At 66.7% G+C, this 20,026-nt stretch carries 21 protein-coding genes; 14 read left to right on the top strand and 7 right to left on the bottom strand.

Going from position 1 to position 20,026, the window contains the following annotated elements; translation table 11 throughout:
- Window positions 1–39: 39 nt before the first annotated feature.
- From AAHM44_RS17075 to AAHM44_RS17055, 5 genes are all read left to right on the top strand, one after another.
- Window positions 40–300 carry a hypothetical protein gene (locus AAHM44_RS17075; RefSeq protein ID WP_269572919.1) on the top strand — a complete coding sequence of 87 codons (261 nt, stop codon included), beginning with the start codon at window positions 40–42 and terminating at the stop codon, window positions 298–300.
- Window positions 301–303: 3 nt separating this feature from the next.
- Window positions 304–462, top strand: coding sequence for a hypothetical protein (locus tag AAHM44_RS17070; RefSeq protein WP_269572920.1), 159 nt, complete (start codon window positions 304–306; stop codon window positions 460–462).
- On the top strand, window positions 459–1,409 hold the full coding sequence (locus tag AAHM44_RS17065; RefSeq protein WP_269572921.1) for an aldo/keto reductase: 951 nt from the start codon (window positions 459–461) through the stop codon (window positions 1,407–1,409). The genes AAHM44_RS17070 and AAHM44_RS17065 overlap by 4 nt, the downstream gene beginning before the upstream one ends.
- A gap of 56 nt (window positions 1,410–1,465) precedes the next feature.
- On the top strand, window positions 1,466–1,918 hold the full coding sequence (locus AAHM44_RS17060) for a c-type cytochrome (RefSeq protein ID WP_342250733.1): 453 nt from the start codon (window positions 1,466–1,468) through the stop codon (window positions 1,916–1,918).
- Window positions 1,919–2,036: 118 nt separating this feature from the next.
- A complete protein-coding gene (locus tag AAHM44_RS17055) occupies window positions 2,037–4,277 on the top strand; it encodes a carboxypeptidase-like regulatory domain-containing protein (RefSeq protein WP_342250732.1) in 2,241 nt (746 codons plus the stop codon).
- Between the two features lie 54 nt (window positions 4,278–4,331).
- Here AAHM44_RS17055 and AAHM44_RS17050 read toward each other — a convergent pair whose 3' ends face one another.
- Window positions 4,332–5,471 carry a serine hydrolase domain-containing protein gene (locus tag AAHM44_RS17050; RefSeq protein WP_269572924.1) on the bottom strand — a complete coding sequence of 380 codons (1,140 nt, stop codon included), beginning with the start codon at window positions 5,469–5,471 and terminating at the stop codon, window positions 4,332–4,334.
- A gap of 34 nt (window positions 5,472–5,505) precedes the next feature.
- Between AAHM44_RS17050 and AAHM44_RS17045 the strand changes: the two genes are divergently transcribed.
- Together AAHM44_RS17045 and AAHM44_RS17040 are read left to right on the top strand one after the other, a co-directional pair.
- Window positions 5,506–5,706: a hypothetical protein gene (locus tag AAHM44_RS17045; RefSeq protein ID WP_342250731.1), complete on the top strand. Its 201-nt coding sequence runs from the start codon at window positions 5,506–5,508 to the stop codon at window positions 5,704–5,706.
- 48 nt (window positions 5,707–5,754) lie between these two features.
- The gene (locus AAHM44_RS17040) at window positions 5,755–8,130 is read left to right on the top strand and encodes a TonB-dependent receptor (protein WP_342250730.1); all 2,376 of its coding nucleotides are present in this window, start codon (window positions 5,755–5,757) and stop codon (window positions 8,128–8,130) included.
- 79 nt (window positions 8,131–8,209) lie between these two features.
- On the opposite strand, the gene AAHM44_RS17035 is transcribed toward AAHM44_RS17040, so the two are convergent.
- On the bottom strand, window positions 8,210–10,006 hold the full coding sequence (locus AAHM44_RS17035) for a hypothetical protein (RefSeq protein WP_269572926.1): 1,797 nt from the start codon (window positions 10,004–10,006) through the stop codon (window positions 8,210–8,212).
- A 163-nt stretch (window positions 10,007–10,169) separates the two neighbouring features.
- Window positions 10,170–10,577: a GFA family protein gene (locus tag AAHM44_RS17030; protein ID WP_269572927.1), complete on the bottom strand. Its 408-nt coding sequence runs from the start codon at window positions 10,575–10,577 to the stop codon at window positions 10,170–10,172.
- 241 nt (window positions 10,578–10,818) lie between these two features.
- Here AAHM44_RS17030 and AAHM44_RS17025 point away from each other — a divergent pair, with 241 nt between their 5' ends.
- Together AAHM44_RS17025 and AAHM44_RS17020 are read left to right on the top strand one after the other, a co-directional pair.
- Window positions 10,819–11,505, top strand: a complete 687-nt coding sequence (locus AAHM44_RS17025; protein ID WP_269572928.1) for a helix-turn-helix transcriptional regulator — start codon at window positions 10,819–10,821, stop codon at window positions 11,503–11,505.
- A gap of 65 nt (window positions 11,506–11,570) precedes the next feature.
- Complete coding sequence (locus AAHM44_RS17020; RefSeq protein ID WP_342250729.1) at window positions 11,571–12,557, top strand: potassium channel family protein; 987 nt, start codon at window positions 11,571–11,573, stop codon at window positions 12,555–12,557.
- Window positions 12,558–12,559: 2 nt separating this feature from the next.
- Here the strand turns inward: AAHM44_RS17020 and AAHM44_RS17015 are convergent, their stop codons facing one another.
- Complete coding sequence (locus tag AAHM44_RS17015; RefSeq protein ID WP_342250728.1) at window positions 12,560–12,994, bottom strand: VOC family protein; 435 nt, start codon at window positions 12,992–12,994, stop codon at window positions 12,560–12,562.
- A 95-nt stretch (window positions 12,995–13,089) separates the two neighbouring features.
- Between AAHM44_RS17015 and AAHM44_RS17010 the strand changes: the two genes are divergently transcribed.
- Window positions 13,090–13,455 carry an ArsR/SmtB family transcription factor gene (locus tag AAHM44_RS17010; RefSeq protein ID WP_269572930.1) on the top strand — a complete coding sequence of 122 codons (366 nt, stop codon included), beginning with the start codon at window positions 13,090–13,092 and terminating at the stop codon, window positions 13,453–13,455.
- The gene (locus AAHM44_RS17005; RefSeq protein WP_342250727.1) at window positions 13,436–13,918 is read left to right on the top strand and encodes an SRPBCC family protein; all 483 of its coding nucleotides are present in this window, start codon (window positions 13,436–13,438) and stop codon (window positions 13,916–13,918) included. Before AAHM44_RS17010 ends, AAHM44_RS17005 begins: the two co-directional genes overlap by 20 nt.
- Before the next feature lie 119 nt (window positions 13,919–14,037).
- Here AAHM44_RS17005 and AAHM44_RS17000 read toward each other — a convergent pair whose 3' ends face one another.
- Window positions 14,038–14,634 carry a hypothetical protein gene (locus AAHM44_RS17000; RefSeq protein WP_342250726.1) on the bottom strand — a complete coding sequence of 199 codons (597 nt, stop codon included), beginning with the start codon at window positions 14,632–14,634 and terminating at the stop codon, window positions 14,038–14,040.
- Window positions 14,635–15,029: 395 nt separating this feature from the next.
- Between AAHM44_RS17000 and AAHM44_RS16995 the strand changes: the two genes are divergently transcribed.
- Entirely contained in the window at window positions 15,030–15,209 is a 180-nt protein-coding gene (locus AAHM44_RS16995; protein WP_342250725.1) for a hypothetical protein, read from the top strand.
- Window positions 15,210–15,273: 64 nt separating this feature from the next.
- On the opposite strand, the gene AAHM44_RS16990 is transcribed toward AAHM44_RS16995, so the two are convergent.
- A complete protein-coding gene (locus AAHM44_RS16990) occupies window positions 15,274–16,650 on the bottom strand; it encodes a helix-turn-helix domain-containing protein (RefSeq protein WP_342250724.1) in 1,377 nt (458 codons plus the stop codon).
- Between the two features lie 338 nt (window positions 16,651–16,988).
- Here AAHM44_RS16990 and aceA point away from each other — a divergent pair, with 338 nt between their 5' ends.
- Together aceA and AAHM44_RS16980 are read left to right on the top strand one after the other, a co-directional pair.
- Window positions 16,989–18,275: an isocitrate lyase gene (aceA, locus tag AAHM44_RS16985; protein ID WP_342250723.1), complete on the top strand. Its 1,287-nt coding sequence runs from the start codon at window positions 16,989–16,991 to the stop codon at window positions 18,273–18,275.
- A 23-nt stretch (window positions 18,276–18,298) separates the two neighbouring features.
- Entirely contained in the window at window positions 18,299–18,451 is a 153-nt protein-coding gene (locus tag AAHM44_RS16980; RefSeq protein WP_180147184.1) for a hypothetical protein, read from the top strand.
- A gap of 105 nt (window positions 18,452–18,556) precedes the next feature.
- On the opposite strand, the gene AAHM44_RS16975 is transcribed toward AAHM44_RS16980, so the two are convergent.
- Window positions 18,557–20,014: an MFS transporter gene (locus AAHM44_RS16975; protein WP_342250722.1), complete on the bottom strand. Its 1,458-nt coding sequence runs from the start codon at window positions 20,012–20,014 to the stop codon at window positions 18,557–18,559.
- Window positions 20,015–20,026 lie beyond the last annotated feature (12 nt).

Here is a 20,026-nt window from a genome sequence, read left to right as displayed (position 1 = left end):
CCTTGGCGCGAGCAATTTTCCGGCAAAAGGGTCCCCGTCATGCGCAAGATCTTCCTCCCGCTCGCGGCGGTCGCGCTGCTCGGCCTCTCGGCATGCGGCAAGAGCGCGAAGAACGAGGCCGCCGAGGCCAATGAATCGGTCGCCGGCGACAGCAATACGATGGGCGAAGCCGTGGGCGACGTGAACGCCGCCGAAAACGCTGCCTTCGGCGCTGCCGAGAGCAACTACGACCAGGCCGTCCCGGTCGGCAATGCCGCGGGCGCTGCCGGTTCGGGCGACGAAGGCTCGGGCGACGAATAAGCCATGCGTCTCGCCCCGCTCCTCCTGCTCCTCGCACTTGCGGCCTGCGGCGGCGACGGCTCCGATGACGGCCATGGCGGGTTGAGCGCCAGCCAGTCGCGCGACCTCGATGCGGCGGCGGCCGCGACCGACATCAACGCCAGCACCGGAAACCAGCAATGACAACCCTTCGCGACCTCGGCGCCAGCGGGATCCAGACGCCTTCGCTGATCCTCGGCGGCAACGTCTTCGGCTGGACTGCGGACAAGGCGACGAGCTTCGCGATCCTCGACTGCTTCGCCGAGGCCGGCGGCACGCTGGTCGACACCGCCGATGTCTATTCCGCCTGGGTCCCCGGCCATCAGGGCGGCGAGTCCGAGGCGATCATCGGCGAGTGGCTGAAGGGCTCGGGCAAGCAGGGCAAGGTCAAGGTCGCCACCAAGGTCGGCATGCTCGATGGCGAGGGCGGCACCAAGCTCGCCCCGGCGCGCATCGCCGCGGCCTGCGACGCCAGCCTCAAGCGGCTCGGCGTCGAGACGATCGATCTCTATTTCGCGCACCAGGACGATGAGGACGTGCCGCAGGAGGAAGTCCTCGCCGCGTTCGACAAGCTGATCCAGGCCGGCAAGGTCCAGGCGATCGCCGCGTCGAACTTCCACGCGATGCGCCTCAAGTCCGCGCTCGACATCGCCACGCGCGAGGGGTTGCCGCACTACCGCGCGCTGCAGAACGAATATCACCTGCTCAGCCGCCACAAATACGAAGGCGAGCTGCAGGACCTGTGCGTCGAGTATAATATCGGCTGCGTGCCCTATTACGGGCTCGCCTCGGGTTATCTCACCGGCAAGTACCGTTCCGAAGCCGATCTCGGCAAATCGGTGCGTGGCGGCCGGATGACCGCGTTCATGGAGGGCAAGGGCCCGGCCATGCTCGCCGCGCTGGACGAAATCTCCGCCGAGACCGGCGCCACCCTCGCCCAGATCGCCCTGGCCTGGCTCGCCGCCCAGCCCGGCGTCACCGCCCCGATCGCCAGCGCCACCTCGGTCGCCCAGGCCGAGGAGCTGGTCGGCAGCTGGAACGTCACGCTCGGCAAGGCGCAGCTCGACAGGCTCACCGCCGCCGGCGCCTGACCACCCGGACAATTCGTCCCATGGGAACCGGGCGCGGGAGCCCCTAGCTCCGCGCCATGTTCGCGCGCGTCGCTTCCGCCGGTGCCCTGATCGCCACCGCCCTCCTCGCCGGATGCTCGGGCGACCAGCATGACGCGCGGCTGCGAAAGGCCGGGCCCAACCCGTCGCTCGAGGCGCTGCTCAAGGTAGCCGATGCCGAGATCGGCGCGCGCAAGTTCGGGCGGTGCGCGGCATGCCACCGGATCAACCCGGGCGCGCCCGACCTTGGCGGCCCCAATCTCTACGGCGTCTATGGCCGGCCGATGGGGCGAAACAGCCAGCGCTTCGGCTATTCGGCGGCGCTGCGCGATACCGGCGGCACATGGGACGCGCAGACGCTCGACGCCTGGATCGCCAATCCCGCCGGGCGCGTCCCCGGCACGACCATGCAATTCTCGGGCGTCTCCGATCCGCTCGATCGCGCGGACATCATCGCCTATCTGCAGAGCCGGGCGGAGCCAGCCCGCTAGCGCCGCCGCGGGCCCCGCATCGCGACGCTCCGCTTTCATCGCTTATTACTGTCCCGCCCGTCGCCACGGGAGCAGCGTCCCGCTCAAATCTTCTGTGGCGAGAGTAAGCATGTATCAGGTGGGATTTGTTCGGACCGCCTCGGTCTCCCTCGCGGCCCTGGCCTGCGTGGTGGCGGTCGATGCCGCCGCGCAGGAAGACACCTATATGCAGGGCCGCGTCACCGACGAGAACGGCCAGGGCATCCCCAATGCCGAGGTCTCGGCCTATTACACGTCCGACGGCGGCGGCACCAACAACCAGAGCAACAAGGCAACCACCACCGACGACAAGGGCTATTACCGCGTTGCCGTCACCCAGCCAAAGGGCAAGTGGTCCGGCTATGCCTATGCCGTCTATCGGGGCTGGCGGTTCGAGCTGCTGCCCGAAACCAGCGAGGAGTTCAGCAGCGCCACCGGCGCGACCCGCAACTTCCAGCTCCGCTTCGTCGAGCTGCGGGGAAACCCGGATCGGCTGAGCGACTATGGCCTGGGCGGCGTGATCAACGTCATTGCCCAGACCTATGAAACACTGGACCTGTCCAAGGTCGTCGTCACGGCGAAACCCGTGGGCGGCGGCACCCCGATCACGCGCACTGCGCGTTACACGGGCGGCGAGGGCCATGTCATAAGCGGCCTGCGGCCCGACAAATACGAAATCAGCGCGACCTATAACGGCCGGGCGCTGCTGGTGAGCGCGGAGGTCACGCCGCGGCAATGGGCAAGCAGCTACACAAGCGAGTTCCAGGCAGACCACGGCCTTCCCCGCATACGGCTTCTGGTGAAGGAGGCTGGCGGCGGCTCCAACAATCCGGGGCCAGGATCGGACCCGAACCCGACGCCGGCCCCGCCACCCGAGGCCACGCTTGCCGGCTTCACCCTCGCCAGCGCGCAGCCGCAGACGCTCGGCAGATGGCTGCTGCGCAAGGCCGGCGTCTACTATAGCCCGGAAGACGACGGGAAGACCCCGAACGTCATCGTCGCCATCGCCGCGAAGAACGCTTCGCCCCTGCCGCAGACCGCCAGCGGTTCGTTCCAGCTCAGCCTGAACGGCGCGAGCAGCCATGAGGCGACGGGGCTGAGCTACGACATCCTGTCCGCCGGCGCCCCACGCCCGCCTTCCACCGGCAATCCCAAGGCCGATTTCGCGCGGACGACCATGCCCGGCTCCTCCCTTCCCCCGCAGGTCAAGACGGGCGAGGAAGTGGTCGTCTACGCGTCCTTCCGCCTGCCCGCGGCGGACCGGGCCAAGCTAAAATCGGTCAAGGTCACCACGATCGACAGGATCCGGGGCCCGCTCTTCCCGGCAAGCCAGGCGAACGCCGTCGTCGACCTGCCGGCGCCGCCGGGCGCGACCCCAACGCCAACGCAGACCCCTCCGCCGGCCGATACCCCGCCGCCCGATACCAGCGGCGATCCCATCAAGTTCAACGACCAGGGGTTCTTCAGCCTGGGCCGCTGGACCGTGCGGGTCAGCGAACTGCAGTACAAGACGCCCACCAGCATGACGGTGAGCATCACCGCGAAGAACAAGACGGTGATGTCGCTTCCGCCGCAGTCCGTCTTCGAGTTCGCCCTCAACAGCGGCGCCGGCGCCGCGACCAGGACCGTCGCGAAGCAGATCGTCTATGCGCCGAGTTCTCCGGTCGCGGCGCTCAAGGAAGTCGTCGTCACGCCTTCGTTCGACCTGCCGCGCGCCCAGCAGGAAATGGTCAGCTCGATCACGATCAAGGAACTGGCCCAGCCCAAGCAGGGCCTGCTGCTCAAGGCGCAGGCCGCGACCAGTGTCGATATCCCCGTGCAGCCGCGGCGAAAGGCGCCGGCACCGGCATCGACGGGAAAGACGGGCACCGCGACCACGAAGGACACACCGGCACCTGCTCCGGCCCCAACGCCGACGCCGGCTCCGGCACCGACGCCCGCCCCGGCCGCGACGTCGGCAAGCGTCACCGGCGATTTCCGCAACACCGGCTATTTCCTCACCCGGCTCGACGCCGTCCGCCGCCAGCGCTCGGGCGCAGTCGAAGTGACGCTGACGATGCGCAACGACCAGACGATCCGGCGCAGCATCTGGAACAACTATAACAGCTGGACCCTCATCGGCTCGGACGGCCAGTCCTACAAGCATGACGGCAATGGCTATGGCCGCGACGGCACGGACCGGATGACGACCAGCGTCTATCTGGAGAAGGACGGCACCGCCCCGCTGACCTATGTCTATCCGATGCCGTTCGACGTGAAGCCCGTGCGCCTGGTCGTGCGCGACTATTACGGCAAGCCGCTCACCGAATTCGACCTGTCCTCGGCGCTGGGCAAACCCTGAGGGTCGCGCGAAGGCGGCAGCCGGCGCGCCACCGGCTGCCGCAACCCTCCGGCCTCAGTCCTTGAAGCCATATTCCCAGGCATAGGGCACGCCGGTATCGCCCAGCGCCGCCTTCACCAGCTTCGGGAAGGCCTTCTCGATCCGCACGTCATTGCCCAGGATCAGCACGCAGCGCTGGCCCTTCTCCAGGCAGACCAAAGTGTTCGCGGTCACCTCGTTATGCCCGCCCTTCAGCCAGCCCGCGCCCTGCGGCCCGGTAAAGGCGATCACGCCCAGCGCCGCCTTCGCGCGCGTTCCCTCGCCCGGCTTGGCCGGGTTGTTCAGCGTCGGGAACTGCGTCCGGCTCGGGATCTTCTGGGTGCCGCGCACATATTCGGCGCGCCACTTCGGTGACAGGCCCTGGCCGCGCACCATCGCCGCCGCCAGGATCGCCAGGTCGTGGATCGTCGTGTCCATCGATCCCGCCGCGCGCACCCGGCTGCGGTCGTCATGCGGCTCGGTCTTGCCGTTCTCGTCCCAGCCGTCCGCCAAATTGGTGCCGAAGCTGTCCTGCCAGATCAGGCTGGTCCGCGTCATGCCCAGCGGCTGGAAGAAGCGGCGCTGCAGCTCGGCCTCCACGCTCAGCCCCAGCCCCTTCTCCACCCCGAACTGGAGCAGCGAGATGCCCTCGCCCGAATAGCCGTAATTGCTGCCCGGATCGAAGTGGAAGCGCAGCTTGCCATCGGGCTCGAGCACCGCGAAATTGGCGAAACCGGTGGCGTGGTTGAGCACGTGGCGCGGCGTCACCTTCCGCCAGCGCGCATCGCCGGCCAGGTCGCCCCAATGCCCATAGGCATCGAGATTGCCGTAGTCGGGGATCGGCCTGGGCAGCATCGCCGCGATCGGCGCGTCGAGATCGAGCTTCTTCTCTTCCGCCAGCTGGGTGACCAGATAGCCGAACACCGCCTTGGTCAGCGACGCGCCGTACATGATCGTGTCGGGCGTCAGCGGATCGCCCTTGGCGTTGCGATCGCCCCAGGTCTTCACCGAGACGACCTTGCCCTTGTCGATCAGCGCGACCGCGACGCCCTTCGCCCCGGTCTCGGCCATCGCCGCCTTCACCGCGGCATCCATGTCCGGCCCCCTGGCCGCGGCCGGCGCGGCGGCTCCCAATGCCAGCAGCCCCATCAATCCGAAACGCACCACTCGACGCATGAAACGCTCTCCCCTCTTTCGGGCGGCATCCTGCATGTTCACGGTGCTGCAGCAACAAAAACCGACGCTTGCCCGCGATTGCTTGCAAACGGCACTGGACGCTCCGTTCCCCGGAGCGAAAGCGCCACCAAGAACCTTGCGGATTGTTGCCATTTGGCAACGCAGCATGGCCAACCGCCCCCGCGTCATCAAACTGTCGCGCTCCCGTAACGGTACCGTCCCCAACCCTGCCTAGCCGCCCGGTCGAGGGCGGCCAGCCGGTCGCCGGGATGGGAAAGATCACATGACCGAATTTTCGCGCCGCCGGCTGCGCCATGGCCACGCTTATGCCGTTCTGATGGCCTCGGCCGCGCTGGTTTCGCTCGCGCCCGCCGCGCATGCCCAGACCGCCGACAGCACCGTCGCCGTCGCCGATGAGGACACCGGCAGCGACGCCACCATCGTCGTGATCGGCAGCGGCCAGACCCGCTCGGTCTCCACCCTGCTCCCCTCGAACCTCGACACGCTGCCGCCGGGCACCAGCGTGCAGAAGGCGCTCAACTTCCTGCCGGGTGTCAGCGCCCAGTCGATCGACGCGCTCGGCACCAACGAGCAGTCGCTCACCCTGCAGGTCCGCGGCTTCAACACCACGCATCTCGGCTACACGCTCGACGGCATGCCGCTCGGCGACGGTGCCTATAACAACTACAACGGCCTCACGATCAGCCGCGCGCTGATCTCGGAGAATCTCGGCCGCGCCGATCTCGCCACCGGCATCGCCGGCCTGGCCATCCCCTCGACCAGCAATCTGGGCGGCGCGCTGACCTATTTCAGCAGCGATCCGAAGAAGGAAATGGGCGTCTCGGCCAGCATCACCGCCGGCAGCGAGAAGAGCCGTCGCGGCTTCGTCCGCATCGACACCGGCGAGCATGGCGGCTTCTCGGCCTATGTCTCGGCGCAATATGTCGAGCAGGACCTGTTCGTGAACCAGGGCGCCTATAACTGGTCGAACGGCAAGCAGCTCAACGCCAAGCTCCAGTACCAGGCCGACGGCATCAGGATCACGGCCTTCGCCGACGTGTCGCGCACCAACCAGGCCGACGATCCCTATCTGTCGAAGGACATGCTGAACCGGCTCGGCTGGGACTGGGCCGGCTATGCGCCCGACTGGAACCGCTATCTCGGCGTCGCCGCCTGCACGGTGACCACCACGCCGATCAAGTGCGCCGCCGCCCCCTCGCCGCAGAAGAACGCGGACGTCACCTTCACCAACGGCCAGATCCTGCGCAACGACAATTTGTTCTACCTGGCCGGCGACTTCGACCTGACCGGCAACCTCAGCGTCCGCACCCAGGTCTATCATCACAATGACAAGGGCGCGGGCAACAACTGGATCGCGGGCCTGTCGAACCAGGGCACCACATCGACCGCGGACGACCTGCCCGTCCAGATCCGCGACACGCGCTACACGATCGATCGCACCGGCGTGGTCGGCAGCCTGACCTGGAAGCTGGGCTTCAACGAGCTCCAGGCCGGCCTGTGGGTCGAGCAGAACACCAGCAGCGCCGCGCGCTATATCTGGACCAACGTCACCGGCGTGTTCAGCCTCGCCCAGTTCCTCGGCGGCGTGCCCAACACCGCCCAGTGGGTGCAGGAGACCCGCTGGAAGACCCACCAGTTCTTCGTGCAGGACACGGTGCGCCTGTTCGACGACGCGCTGACCGTCGATTTCGGCTTCAAGAGCACCTATTCGCGCTCGAACGCCTATGCGATCCGCGGCATCGCCGTCACCGCGCCGCCCGCCTCGAGCCAGTTCGCCACTGGCTCGCTGGTCGCCAAGGACAATTTCCTTCCCGAGGTCGGCGTCCACTGGAACGTCGCGCCCGGCCATGAGCTGTTCGCCAGCTATGCCGAAAACATGGCCATGTACCAGGGCGGCTTCAAACTCGGGCCGCAGTCGGTCTCGCAGACCGTGTGGAACCAGCAGGGCCAGTATCTCACGCCCGAAACCTCGAAGAGCGTCGAGGGCGGCTATCGCTATGTCGGCGGCCCGCTCCAGGTCGCGCTCAGCGGCTATTACGTCAAGTTCGAGAACCGCCTGCTGCAGTACAACCCCTGCCCGACCAACCAGCAGCAGAACCCGGGCTGCGGCAACAGCTTCCACAATGCCGGCGGCGTCACCAGCAAGGGTGTCGAGCTCGGCGTGCTGTGGAAGGCGACGCCCTGGCTGAGCTGGTACAATTCGGCGTCGTACAACAAGTCGACCTATGACGAGAATCTCAACTGGTGCACCACCACCTGCGTGGTGAAGATGACTGCCGGCAAGCAGCAGGTGGACACGCCCAAGGAGATGCTTGCCAGCGTGCTCACCCTCCACACCGGCGGCTTCTCCGCCTCGGTCCAGGGCAAGTATACCGGCCGCCGCTACTATACCTACACCAACGACCAAAGCTTCGGCGGCTACACCACCGTCGATCTCGGCATGGGCTATGATTTCGGCGATCTCGCCGGGCTCAAGAGCCTCAAGCTTTCCCTGAACGTCACCAACCTGACCGACAAGCGCTACGCGTCGAACTTCGACAGCAGCGTCTTCGCGCCGGACGACGCGGCGGGCAGCATCGTGGTGTTCCACTCCTCGGCCCCGCGCCAGGTGTTCGGCACGCTCAGCACGTCCTTCTGATCGCCGGTCCACGCAAACGGAAAGGCCGGGGTTCGCGCCCCGGCCTTTCGCATTTTCCACGGCTCCGCCGCACCCGGCCTCAGGGATTGAACGCGTCGTTCATCCAGGTCTCGGTGCAGCTCTTCGGGCGCCGGTTGACGGTCAGTTCCTTGACCACATCATCGGTTCCCGCTCCGCGCCGTCCGATCAGGATCGTCGCGATCTTCGCATTCCCGCCCTGAAGCACCGGATCGAAGCCGAACGAGAAGATGAAGGGTCGCGGCGTGGCTTCGCGAGACAGCACCAGCGCCGCCGCCGCCCGGCCATTGGCCGGGAGTGGGAAGAAGTTCGGCCGCAGCGGCAGCATCAGCGTATCGCTGCCCTGTCGCGGCGCGAAGCAGCCGATATTGGAGAAGTTCTGGTTGAGCAGAGTCAGCGCTTCGTCGCGCGGGCGCTCGAAGCTGATCTCGGACTGCGGCATCAGCGCCTGCGCCGCATCGTCGGCCAGGACGATCCTGATCTTGTCGGCGAAGCGCACCGTCAGGTCGGGATTGAGCGGCGTCCCCGGGGGCGCCTGGATGATCCCGCCGAAGCTGGTCATCGCGGCATGCATCGCCAGAAGGGGCGCCTGCGTCGTGGGTGGCGGCGGCGGCACCTCATCGGTGACGACGACCCCCAGCTTGGCCAGATTGGCGCGCCCCTCGGTACCGAAACAGGTGAGCTTGCCGGGATGATCGCGCACCGCTTCATGGCTGGACCTGGCCGCGACCGCCCAGAGGAACGCATCGATATCGACTTCGGACAGGTCGAGCGCCTTCAGCGCCGGGCGGGCGGTCGAGCAGGCCCCGTCGAAGCCCGCGGCCGAAGTGGCATTGTTCAGGCCGTCGAACACGCCCGTCGCCAGCGCCTGGCGCACCGTGCGCAAATTGCCCCCCGCGGCTTCGGCCGGGATCGGCGTCGCGTTGAGCACCTCATTGGCGCGGATCGGATTGGTCTGGGTGAAGGTCGTCGAATAATATTGCCCCTTGCGGAACAGCGACGCCTGATAGTTGAGCGAGATCGTCATGCCGCCCGTGAGCGTCGCGGGGAGCGTCCTGGGCAGCGGCGGGAACCCCAGATAGACGAACACCCGGTTCGCCCGGGTGCCCTGGCCGGGATCGGCCTCGAAGCTGGCCGGCGCTTCCGTCTCGACATCGGTCGTCAGCAGCTTCGCCGTCTCGGTCTTCCCCAGCGGGGTCGCCGCGCCGACGATCGGGCCGAGCCCCGCCGAGATCGTGGTGGCGAACAGGTTGATCCCCGCCCAGAGCTGGTCGAGCCGCTGGCTGTTGGGCTCCAGCTTGTAGACCGACTTGAACGCGACCGTGAGCCGGTCCTCGTAGATCGTGTTGGTCGGGTCGAACGGTACCAGCAGCGAAGCCGCGTCCAGCACATCGTCATCGCCCTGTTGGCTGCCGGCGATCTTCAGCTTGCAGTTCTTCTCCTCGGGATTCTCGACCGCGATCAGGCGCAGCTCGCGCGACGTCCGCTCGCTTCCCCGCGCGCGCAGGCCCACCCGCGCGGTGAGGCTCCAGACGCCCTTCTTGTCGAAGATCTGCTGGTAGAGCCCGCCCTCGTCGCTTCGCCATTTCGCGAACTCTTCTCCCGACTTGAACGCCGCGCGCGGGCAGATCGCCGCGTCGGCGATGGCGGTCTGCTCGAAACGCAGCCGATAATAGCCGGCATCGATCTTGTTGGCCGAATCGCGCTGCGGATCCACGCCCTGCGCGCGCTGCTCGACGATCCGCCCCTTCAGCCCGTTCCGGAAACCGGACACGGCTTCGGCGCCCTGCGCCAGAACAGGCAGCGGCGCGCACGCCGCCACCAGAGTGAAAACCGTCAGATGCGAACGAAATATCATGCTACCCCCCAGCTCATGATTACCCGAACAAAGGAAATAGTAACCATGAACAGCGGAAGCGCAAGTTACTCCGCGCCGACATCCGCAAACTGATAATTGTCCTCTTCAATAAATCCGCCGCCTATTGGCCGCGAAGAACTCCGGCGCGTCCGCCGGCCTCTTCCTACAGGATCGCCTTCTCCTCGGCCTCCTGCCACCAGGCGTCGTGCAGACCGTCGGCATAGCGGACCGGCGCCGCCTCCAGCTCTGCCAGCGGCACATCGTCGAGGCACAGGACCTGCACCGAGACGAAATCGCCGCCGATCGCCTCGACATGCCCGTCGCCGAACGGCGCGATCCCGCAATAGACGCAGAAGCGGTGATGCCCGCTCTTCGTGCCGAACTGATATTCGCCCAGCGCATCGCGGCCAGAGAGCAGCCGGAACTGGTCGGGCTTGAGCACCACGCCCCAGTTGCGGCGCTTGCGGCAATAGCTGCAATTGCACTTTCCGGTGCCCGCCGCGAGGTCGATATCCGCTTCGAACGTCACCGCGCGGCAATGGCAGCTGCCCTGATAGGTCTTCGTCGTCATGTCCCGAACTCCCGTTTGTCTGTGTCGGGACTCGACCTACTGTCACGCTGCTGCCAGCATGGTGTCAGCAGCGTGGCAGTAGATTTGCGGTGCCGGCCCGCTCCCCCACCCGGCCTCCCAACGGCAGTATTCTATGGGAGTGTTAGGTCGGTCATGCCCCCAGCATGACGTGAACAGCGCGGGGCGCTGTTCACCTAACACTGGGTGGGGGAGCGGGCTGGTGCCGCCAAGGAACAAGCAAATGCGGAAAGCGGATCGCCTCTTCCAGATCGTCCAGATCCTTCGGCGTTCCCCGCGCCCGGTGACCGCCGACGCGATCGCCGCCGAGCTCGAGACCTCGAAGCGCTCGGTCTATCGCGACATCGCCGCGCTGATCGGCCAGCGCGTGCCGATCCGCGGCGAGGCGGGGATCGGCTATGTCCTCGAAAGCGGCTTCGACCTGCCGCCGCTGATGCTCACCGCCGACGAGATCGACGCGGTCGCGCTCGGTGCCACCTGGGTCGCCGGCCATGCCGATGAGAGCCTCGCCCGCGCCGCCAGCGACCTGCTCGCCAAGATCGCCGCGGTGCTGCCCGAGGAGATGCGCCCGTTCCTCGGCAATCCCGCCGCCCGCGCGGTACCCGCCTTCGATCGCCCGGTCGACGGCATCGACGCCACCCAGCTGCGCGCCTGGATCCGCGCCGGCCGCAAGCTGCGCCTGGACTATGCCGACGAGCAGGGCCGGGCGACCAGCCGCACGGTCTGGCCGCTGATGATCGGCTATGCCGACGCCACCCGCATGGTCCTCGCCTGGTGCGAGCTGCGCGCCGATTTCCGCACCTTCCGGCTCGACCGGATCCTGGCGGCGGAGTTCCTCGACGCATCGATCCCCGGCAGCGCCGCCCAGCTCCGCGCCCGCTGGCTCAAGGAAATGCGGGAGAGGGGCTGAGGCCGGCCAGGCGCCATTGCCTCCCCCGGCGCCCGCCCCCTATGGTCCGCGGCATCGGGGGAAACATGAAGCGCACCTGGTCCGGCCGGATTGGCCGACACTGTAAATCGATCGCCCTGGCCGTGCAGGTCGTCGGGATGGCGTTCGTCTATCAGCAGATCTGGGAGTGGCGGCCCGACTATTTCCGCGTCGAGAGCAAGCTCAACGACTTGCCGCTCGATCTCTATCTCGCCGCGCATTCCTACAGCGTCACCTCGGGCCGCCCGCTGCCGCAATTCACCGATCCCGATGTCGATGCCGCCGTCGCCCGGATCCGCGGCGCCTATCGCGATCTCCAGGCGCGCACCGCCGTGATCGACGGCGAACGCCGGGCGCTCGACGCGCGGCGCAAGGCGGAGCAGCAGGACAATGTGCCGTTCCAGGCCAGCATGTGGCGCCAGGCCGAGGCCTATCGCAAGTCCAGGACCGCGCCGTTCGACAGCCAGCTCGCCGCGATCGCCAGGCAGCAGCAGGACATTCTCGACGCCCATCACGCCAGGACCAACGAGGAGCTTCCGGCGGGCCCCGATGCCATCAGGCATGCGGACCTGGCAATCAAGGCGGCGGAGCTCAGGGTCAAGGCGATCCAGGCGGACATCGATGCCAGCGATCACATCCTCAAGAACCTCAACGCGTTCCAGCGCCAGCCCGCGCAGCAGGCCTATCTGGCCCGGCTCAGGGAGACCGCCGCGCTCGAGAAGCGCCTGTCGGACCACCAGCTCTCGATCTACGATCTCAACGGCAGGCTGTACGATGCGTTCGCCGCCTATCTCACCGCGGCGAAGGCGAAGCTCGGCTATCTCGACTTTCTCTATTTCAGCCTGGGCGGGGCGACCACCGCGAACTTCGGGGACATCGCGCCCAATCACAGCATAGTGCGCGCCCTGTACTCGGCGCAGATCGTCATCAGCATGGTCCTCGTCGCCTGGTGGATCAACGATTTCATCAGCGGGAAGCCCCGCCGCCGGCGTTCGCGCAGGAAACCCGCGGCCTCGTCCGCCGAGCCGGCCTGAGATCACGCCTCGAACGTAACCACCACGCTCTCCGCCGAAACCTCGGCCGGGCCGTGAAACACCGCCTCGATATTGTTGCCGTCGGGATCGATCAGGAAGGCGCCGTAATAGCCGGGATGATAGGGCCGCTCGCCCGGTGCGCCATTGTCGGTGCCGCCCGCCGCCAGCCCCTCCGCATGGAAGCGATCGACCATAGCCCGGTCCCTGGCCTGGAAGGCGATATGGTGCCTGCCGGTGAGCTTGCCCGCCGCCGCTTCGCTGTCGGCGGTCGAGATGAACAGCTCGTCCGCCCAGAAAAACTCCTCGCCCTCGCCCGCGATCGGCACGCCGATCACCTCGAACACCTTCCCGTAGAAACGCCGGCTGGCGCCCAGGTCGCGCACGACCAGCTGGATATGATCGATCAACCGCCCGCGATGCAGCTGCATGGTTTCCATGGGGATGCTCCTCTCTCGGCAGGGGCAACCGGCAGCGGCCGCACACGGTTCCCTGCGCTTGCATGCAAATCCGCGATAGGCTAACACTGAACCACATGGTTCAGTTTTCAGCCACCGCCCGCCTCGACGCTTCCTTCGCCGCTTTGTCGGACGCCACGCGCCGCGGCGTGCTCGAGCAACTCGCACGCGCGGAAGCGTCGATCACCGATCTTGCCGAACGCTTCCACATGACCCTCACCGGCATGAAGAAGCATATCCACGTCCTCGAGCGCGCCGGGCTGGTCGTCACCGAGAAGATCGGCCGGGTGCGCACCTGCCGGCTCGGCGCGCAGGGCCTCGCCGACGAGGCGGCCTGGATCGCCGGCTATCACCAGCTCTGGAACGCGCGCTTCGATGCGCTCGACCAGGTCATCGCGGAACTCAAAGCCCAGGAGAATTTGGATGAGCCTGAACGCCACTGAACTCGGCGCCACCAAGGTGACGCGCACCTCGGACACCGAAGTCGAGGCCACCCGCCTGTTCGACGCCCCGCCGCACCTCGTCTGGCGCGCCTGGACCACGCCCGAGCTGTTCCAGCGCTGGTGGGTACCCGCCTCGCTCGGCGCGCCGATGCATGTCCGCCAGCTCGATGTCCGCGTCGGCGGCGGCTACCGCATCGAGTTCGACGGCGAGGGCGGCCAGGTCTGGGCGTTCTTCGGCAAGTATCTCGAAGTGGTCCCCAACCAGCGCATCGTCTGGACCAACGAGGAGAGCGAGGACGGCCCGATCTCCACCGTCACCTTCGAGGAGCGGGACGGCAAGACCCTGCTCACCTTCCACGAACGCCACCCCTCCAAGGAAGCGCTCGACGCCAATATCGGCGGCAGCGAAGGCCTGCCCGAACAGTTCGCCCAGCTGGCGGAACTGCTGGGGGAGATGGGCTGAGGGCGCCGCGCATACCGCACTGATCCCCGGCGAAAGCCGGGGGCCAGTGTTTCTCTGCATCAATGGTAAGCCATCTTGGATGAAAACGTTATCCTCGAGGCCTTGCAACCAGTTGCAACTTAGTCGCCGCTCTCAGAAGCAACTTCCGCTTCGTCTTCCGGGTCCTCAAGCTCCCCATCAGGTTCGTGCGTCGCAACGCCCATGAATTCGTCAATCTCAGGGATGTAGTTTGCCGGTTGGTACGGTTCTTCTTTAGGCCAGTATCCGAAGTTTCCTAGCCTCACGATCCGATCCTGAGAGCGCCAGAGCATCGTACTGAGAACCATCTGCGGGTCTTTACCGAACACTTCCACACCAGCAAGCTTCAGCCGGTCATACAGCTCCTGTCGGCTTAGCGGCTTACCCGCCCTTTCAATGAGGCTCAGAGCCTCGTTGACGACCTTTTCACGAGAGGGGTTCTTCGGTCGCCGCTTGGGGAGAGGCACGTCGCTACGAATTTCGTATTGCCGTGTTGGCACCGATACGGGCGCTTGCGGAGGTCCCTGCACATTGTTTGTCCGCCGCCATACAGATAGAAACCGCTCGGTGACATCGAGGTCATCCCGAATGCTTTCAGCCTCGCGATGCAACTGATCCATCTGCTCTTCAATATCTCTCAGGCGCTTCACAAGGGCATCGCGAAGTGCGATCGGTTGCTCAAAATGTAGATCGTTCACTGCAGCCTCCACGTGTAGCTCGCACAGAATACAGTATTCCATACGAACAACAATACGAGTTTGATTTTTGTATATAGGTGCAGTATCATGGCGAAGCCGGGCGCAGTGGCATCATTACGCACGGTGACGCCCGCGAGCCGTGAGGCTCGCAGGTCGTCGGTCCGAAACTGTGTGTCTGCACAGCGGGGGTGCTCTGACCCCGCAGGAAGGTAACTCGGGATGCTCGCGCATTCCCTCGGGAAGACGGATTGGTTGCCGCCAATTCGCTACCCACTGCTCATAATAGGGCAGTGATACCGGTCGCTGGGATGCCTTGCCGGGCACCTCAGCGACCTTCTTATAGCGCGTTATGCGTCATATGTCTAATTTGACCCTAGTGAGAAGGTCTTAATTTAATGGCCAAGCCCAAGCCCCCGAGCCGTCCGTCGGCTCCGAAGAAGCAGACCACCCCCGCCGTTTCGACCCTTGCGTCGAATGTGCTGGCTGGTCGAGTGGTTCCGAATAAGAAGCAGATCGCGACGCTTGCCGGCGCTGCGCTCAGCAATGACGAAACAAAGGGCCAAAGCCGCCGCTAACGCGGCCCCGGTATCGTCATCGGAGGGGTGTGGCGCAAGCTATATCCCTCCCAATCCCCGCCTCCTAATCCCCCGCAAAGCCGAACGGCGTAACCCCGCTCTCGCGCTCGCTCGCCAGCGCCGCGCGACCCGCCGGGGCCGCGCTGCGCTGCGCACAATCCGGCCGGGTACAGGCCCGGCAGCCCAGCCCCACCGGCACCGCCTCGCCCGCCAGGTCGACGCCCCGCGCCGCGGACAGCACCCGCGCCTCAGCCGCCGCCAGCCCGATGCCGATGGAGAAGCGCGCCTTCACCCCGCGCGCGCCCTGCGGGGTCCGCGCCTGGGCGAGGGTGAACCAGCGCGCGCCGTCCTCGGTCTCGACCAGCTGGCGCAGCGTCTCGTCCGCCCGGCCGAACGCCTCGGTCAAATTCCATAGCGGGCACAGGCCGGGACCTTCCACCAGCGCCGATCCACTCGCGCCGGCAAAGCGCTTGGAGACCTGCCCTGCCCGGTCGATCCGCATCAGGAAGAAGGGCAGCCCGCGCGCGCCCACCCGCTGCAAGGTGGTCAGCCGGTGCGCCACCTGCTCGAAGCTCGCCCCGAAGCGTCGCTGCAGCACTTCCATGTCATAGCCGCTCTGCTCGCACGCCCGCAGGAACCGGCCATAGGGCATCACCAGCGCCGCCGCGAAATAGCCGACCAGATGCCGCGTGTAGAGCCGCTCGCCCGCGCGATCGAGCCCGGCACCGCGCACCAGCGCCTCGATCTCGCCCCGCGCTTCCTGCGAGAGCCGCTCGGCCAGCGCGAAGGTCCGCCCCGGCACATCGAGCAGCTCGGAGAGCTGCACCTGCCGCGCATGCAGGTCGAGCCGCTTGAGCAGCCCCGGCATCACATCCGCCGGCAGGATGCGCACGGAGAGCTGGTGCTTCACCCGCAGCCGCTCGGCCATCGCGCCATAGGGATCGCCGGCGGTCTGGCGCAACTCGTCGGCCAGCGCCTCGGCCACCGCGTCGAGATCGGCGAAATGGTTGCGCCAGCGCTCGACCTCGCGGCGCACCTGCCGCCCGGGATCGCCCGCCCCCGCATCCGCCGCCGGCCCACCGCCGCCCAGCCGGTCATAGGCACGCGCGAACGCCTCCGCCCCGCCCGGCGCGCCCGCCAGCCATTCCTCCATCTGCTGCCGGTCGATCTCGAGATCGGCGAACAGCGGATCCGCCAGCCGCCGCCGCAGCGCTTCCATCCCCCCGCCCGGCTCGGCCGCCGCCAGCTTGCGCGGATCGAAGTCGTACACTTCGGCCAGCCGCAGCATCAGCGTGGCGGAAACCGGCCGCTGGTTGCGCTCGACCAGGTTGAGGTAGCTGGCCGACACCCCCAGCGCCTCGGCCATCGCCGCCTGGGTCAGCAGCAGCTGCCGCCGCAGCCGGCGCACGGCATGTCCCGCGAAGAGCTTCTGTTCGGCCATCCAATTCCGCCTTCAAAAACTCCCCTCCCTGGAAGGGAGGGGTCGGGGTGGGTGGAATGCTCGCGATAGGGTGCAGTCACACCAGACTCATCCGTATCGCCAGGCCCCCAACCGTCCCTAGCCCCTCCCTTCCAGGGAGGAGAATAGATGCTGTCCTACACCAAATGTTCCCGATACGTTCACTCCGAACGAGTCGATCCCAATTGTAAATAATTTACAACCTTTCAAGGCAAAGGAAAGCCGCCTCAACACCCAGACCCTCACAAATGCGCACACCGACTGCAAAGGGACTCAAGAAATATCCATACAGACTGGGCAACCTAGTCAAGGAACACACAATGCCGACGCGCTTCGAAGACCTGATCCCCGCCCCCACCGGCCGGTTCGACGGCATCGTGCGTCCGTACACGCCGGAGGATGTCGAGCGGCTGCGCGGCTCGCTCCCCATCGAGCACACGCTCGCCCGCCGCGGCGCATTGAAGCTGTGGGAGCTGCTGCAGACCGAGGATTACATCAACGCCCTGGGCGCGCTCAGCGGCAACCAGGCGATGCAGATGGTCCGCGCCGGACTCAAGGCGATCTACCTGTCGGGCTGGCAGGTCGCGGCCGATGCCAACACCGCCGGCCAGATGTATCCCGACCAGTCGCTCTATCCCGCCAATGCCGGCCCGGAGCTGGCAAAGCGGATCAACGCCACGCTCCAGCGCGCCGATCAGATCGAGCATATGGAAGGCGGCGCCAAGCGCGACTGGTTCATGCCGATCGTCGCCGATGCCGAGGCCGGCTTCGGCGGCCCGCTCAACTGCTTCGAGATCATGAAGGCCTATATCGCCGCCGGCGCCGCGGGCGTGCATTATGAGGACCAGCTCGCCTCGGAGAAGAAGTGCGGCCATCTCGGCGGCAAGGTGCTGATCCCCACCCAGGCGCATATCCGCAACCTCGATGCGGCGCGGCTTGCGGCGGACGTCGCCGGCGTGCCGACGGTGATCTGCGCCCGCACCGATGCCGAGAGCGCGCGCCTGATCACTTCGGATGTCGACGAGCGCGACCGCGAGTTCCTCACCGGCGAGCGGACCCCGGAAGGGTTCTTCCGCCTCAGGGAAGGCACCGGCGTCGATCACTGCATCAAGCGCGGCCTGGCGTTCGCCGAGCATGCCGACCTGCTGTGGTGGGAAACCTCGAAGCCGAACCTGGACGATGCCCGCCGCTTCGCCGAGGCGATCAAGAAGGAGTTCCCCAACAAGATGCTGGCGTACAATTGCTCGCCCAGCTTCAACTGGGAGAAGAATCTCGACAAGGACGACATCGCCCGCTTCCAGCGCGAGATCGGCGCGATGGGCTACAAGTTCCAGTTCGTCACCCTGGCGGGCTTCCACCAGCTCAACTACGGCATGTTCGAGCTGGCCCGGGGCTACAAGGATCGCGGCATGGCGGCCTATTCGGAGCTGCAGCAGGCCGAGTTCGCCGCCGAGGCAAACGGCTACACCGCGACCCGCCACCAGCGCGAAGTCGGCACCGGCTATTTCGATGCGATCGCCACCACGCTGGCGGGCGGATCGAGCAGCACCACGGCGCTGGCCGAGAGCACCGAAGCCGCCCAGTTCGTCACCACCGAAGCCGCCTGAAACCTGAGAAAGGAGTGATTGCCATGACCGAACCCCAGCGCAGCCGCGCCGTCTTCTCGACCGAGGATTTCCGCCTCATCCGCGACGCGGTGGCGACCCATCTCGAGAAGGTGAAGGACGCTCCCGAGAGCGTGAAATACGCCAACCTCTATCACCGCCTGGGCCGCGTGGCCTGAGGACGCCGACTTTCCCTCTTCCCCCGCGCCATCCCTGCTTCGGCGGGGATGGCGGAAGGGATGAGGAACGACTTTCCTGGGGAGGAAAGGATGTCCGCCGGGGGGTCAGCCCTCGGCGGACATTTCCGCGCTTCGGCCGGCAAGCACGGCCACCCGGGCCTCATGCTCGGCCTTGCCGAAGGGGAAGAAGCGATAGAGGCCCGCCGCCGCCAGGGCGAGCACGGCGTAGAGGACGGAGAAGAGGATGGTCAGCCGATCCACTGCCGCCGGGGCGACCTGCCCCACCTTGGCCACCGCCGGGAAGTCGACCAGGTCGAGCAGCATGCCGGTCGCCCAGATGCCCAGGCCGCTGCAGCATTTCTGCACGAAAAAGGCGCCGGCGAAGAACACGCCCTCGTTGCGCCGCCCGGTCTCGATCTCGGAGTGCTCGACGACATCGGCCATCATCGAGGAACCCAGGATCGTCGCCGAGATGCTGCACGTCACATTGAGGACGTAGATGACGAACAGCGAAGGCAGCATCCACGTCGTGCCGGGCTCGGGAAACAGCCCGGCGAGGCGCAGGACATAGGGCAGCGCCACCCAGAAGGCGGCCGCCGCCATCAGCCACATCGCCGCCCTGGGCTTGCCCAGCCGGCGCGAGACCCGGGGCGCGACGAGAAAGGCGAAATAGGCACCGACCAGCAGCGAGAAGGCGATGATCGTGAAGTCCTGGTTCTGGAAGCGCCAGACATGGGCGTAGATATAGCTCGACAGCGCGAAGCTGACGCCCTGCGCGCAATAATAGCAGAGCCCCGCCGCCATCAGGATCAAGAAGGCGCGGTTCCGCACCGTCCGGCCCAGCTCGCCGAAATGCGCACCGAGCGACTGGCGCGTGCCCTCGGCACGGGGCAGCCGCTTGATCTCGCCGTGCGTGCCCCAGGCCGAAACCAGGATCGCGAACACCATCAGCCCGGCACTCACCAGCGAGAAGGCCGGGTAGTTCTCCCGGACCAGCTGGCCGTTGGGATGGCCCGGCGAGGGCCCGAGCAGCCAGGAATAGGCAAGGATCATCATCACCAGCCCGCCGGCCCAGCCGAACAGGAAGCGATAGGACATGATCCGGGTCCGCTCCTCGTAATCGGCGGAAAGTTCCGGGGTCAGCGCCTGGCTCGGCACTTCGTACGCCGAGACCGCGGTGCGGACGAGCACCGACATGGCGAATACCCAGAGCAGCATGTTGCCATGCGAGAGCGAGGGCGGGTTCCACAGCAGGATCCAGCCCACCGCGATCGGGATGGCGGAGGCATACATCCAGGGATGGCGCCGCCCCCAGCGGCTCCGCGTCCGGTCCGACAGGAAACCGATCGCCGGATCGGCCACCGCATCGAGCAGCAGCGCGCACATGATCGCGAAGCCCACCTCGGTCGCCGGCAGGCCGAGCACCTGGTTGAAGAAGAACAGCAGGAAGGTCGAGAAGCAGAAATCCTTCACGCCGTAAGCCACCGTGCCGAAGCCATAGGCGAGCATGATGGGGGTGCGGATTCGCCGTGTCGGGGGCACTGCCGCCTGGTTGGTGTCCATGCCCTTGCGTTC

This window comes from Sphingomonas sp. OTU376 (assembly GCF_038440415.1).
Classification (GTDB): domain Bacteria; phylum Pseudomonadota; class Alphaproteobacteria; order Sphingomonadales; family Sphingomonadaceae; genus Sphingomonas; species Sphingomonas kyeonggiensis_A.
The sequence above is the reverse complement of the archived record's forward strand: the minus strand, read 5'-3'. Positions and strand labels throughout refer to the sequence as shown.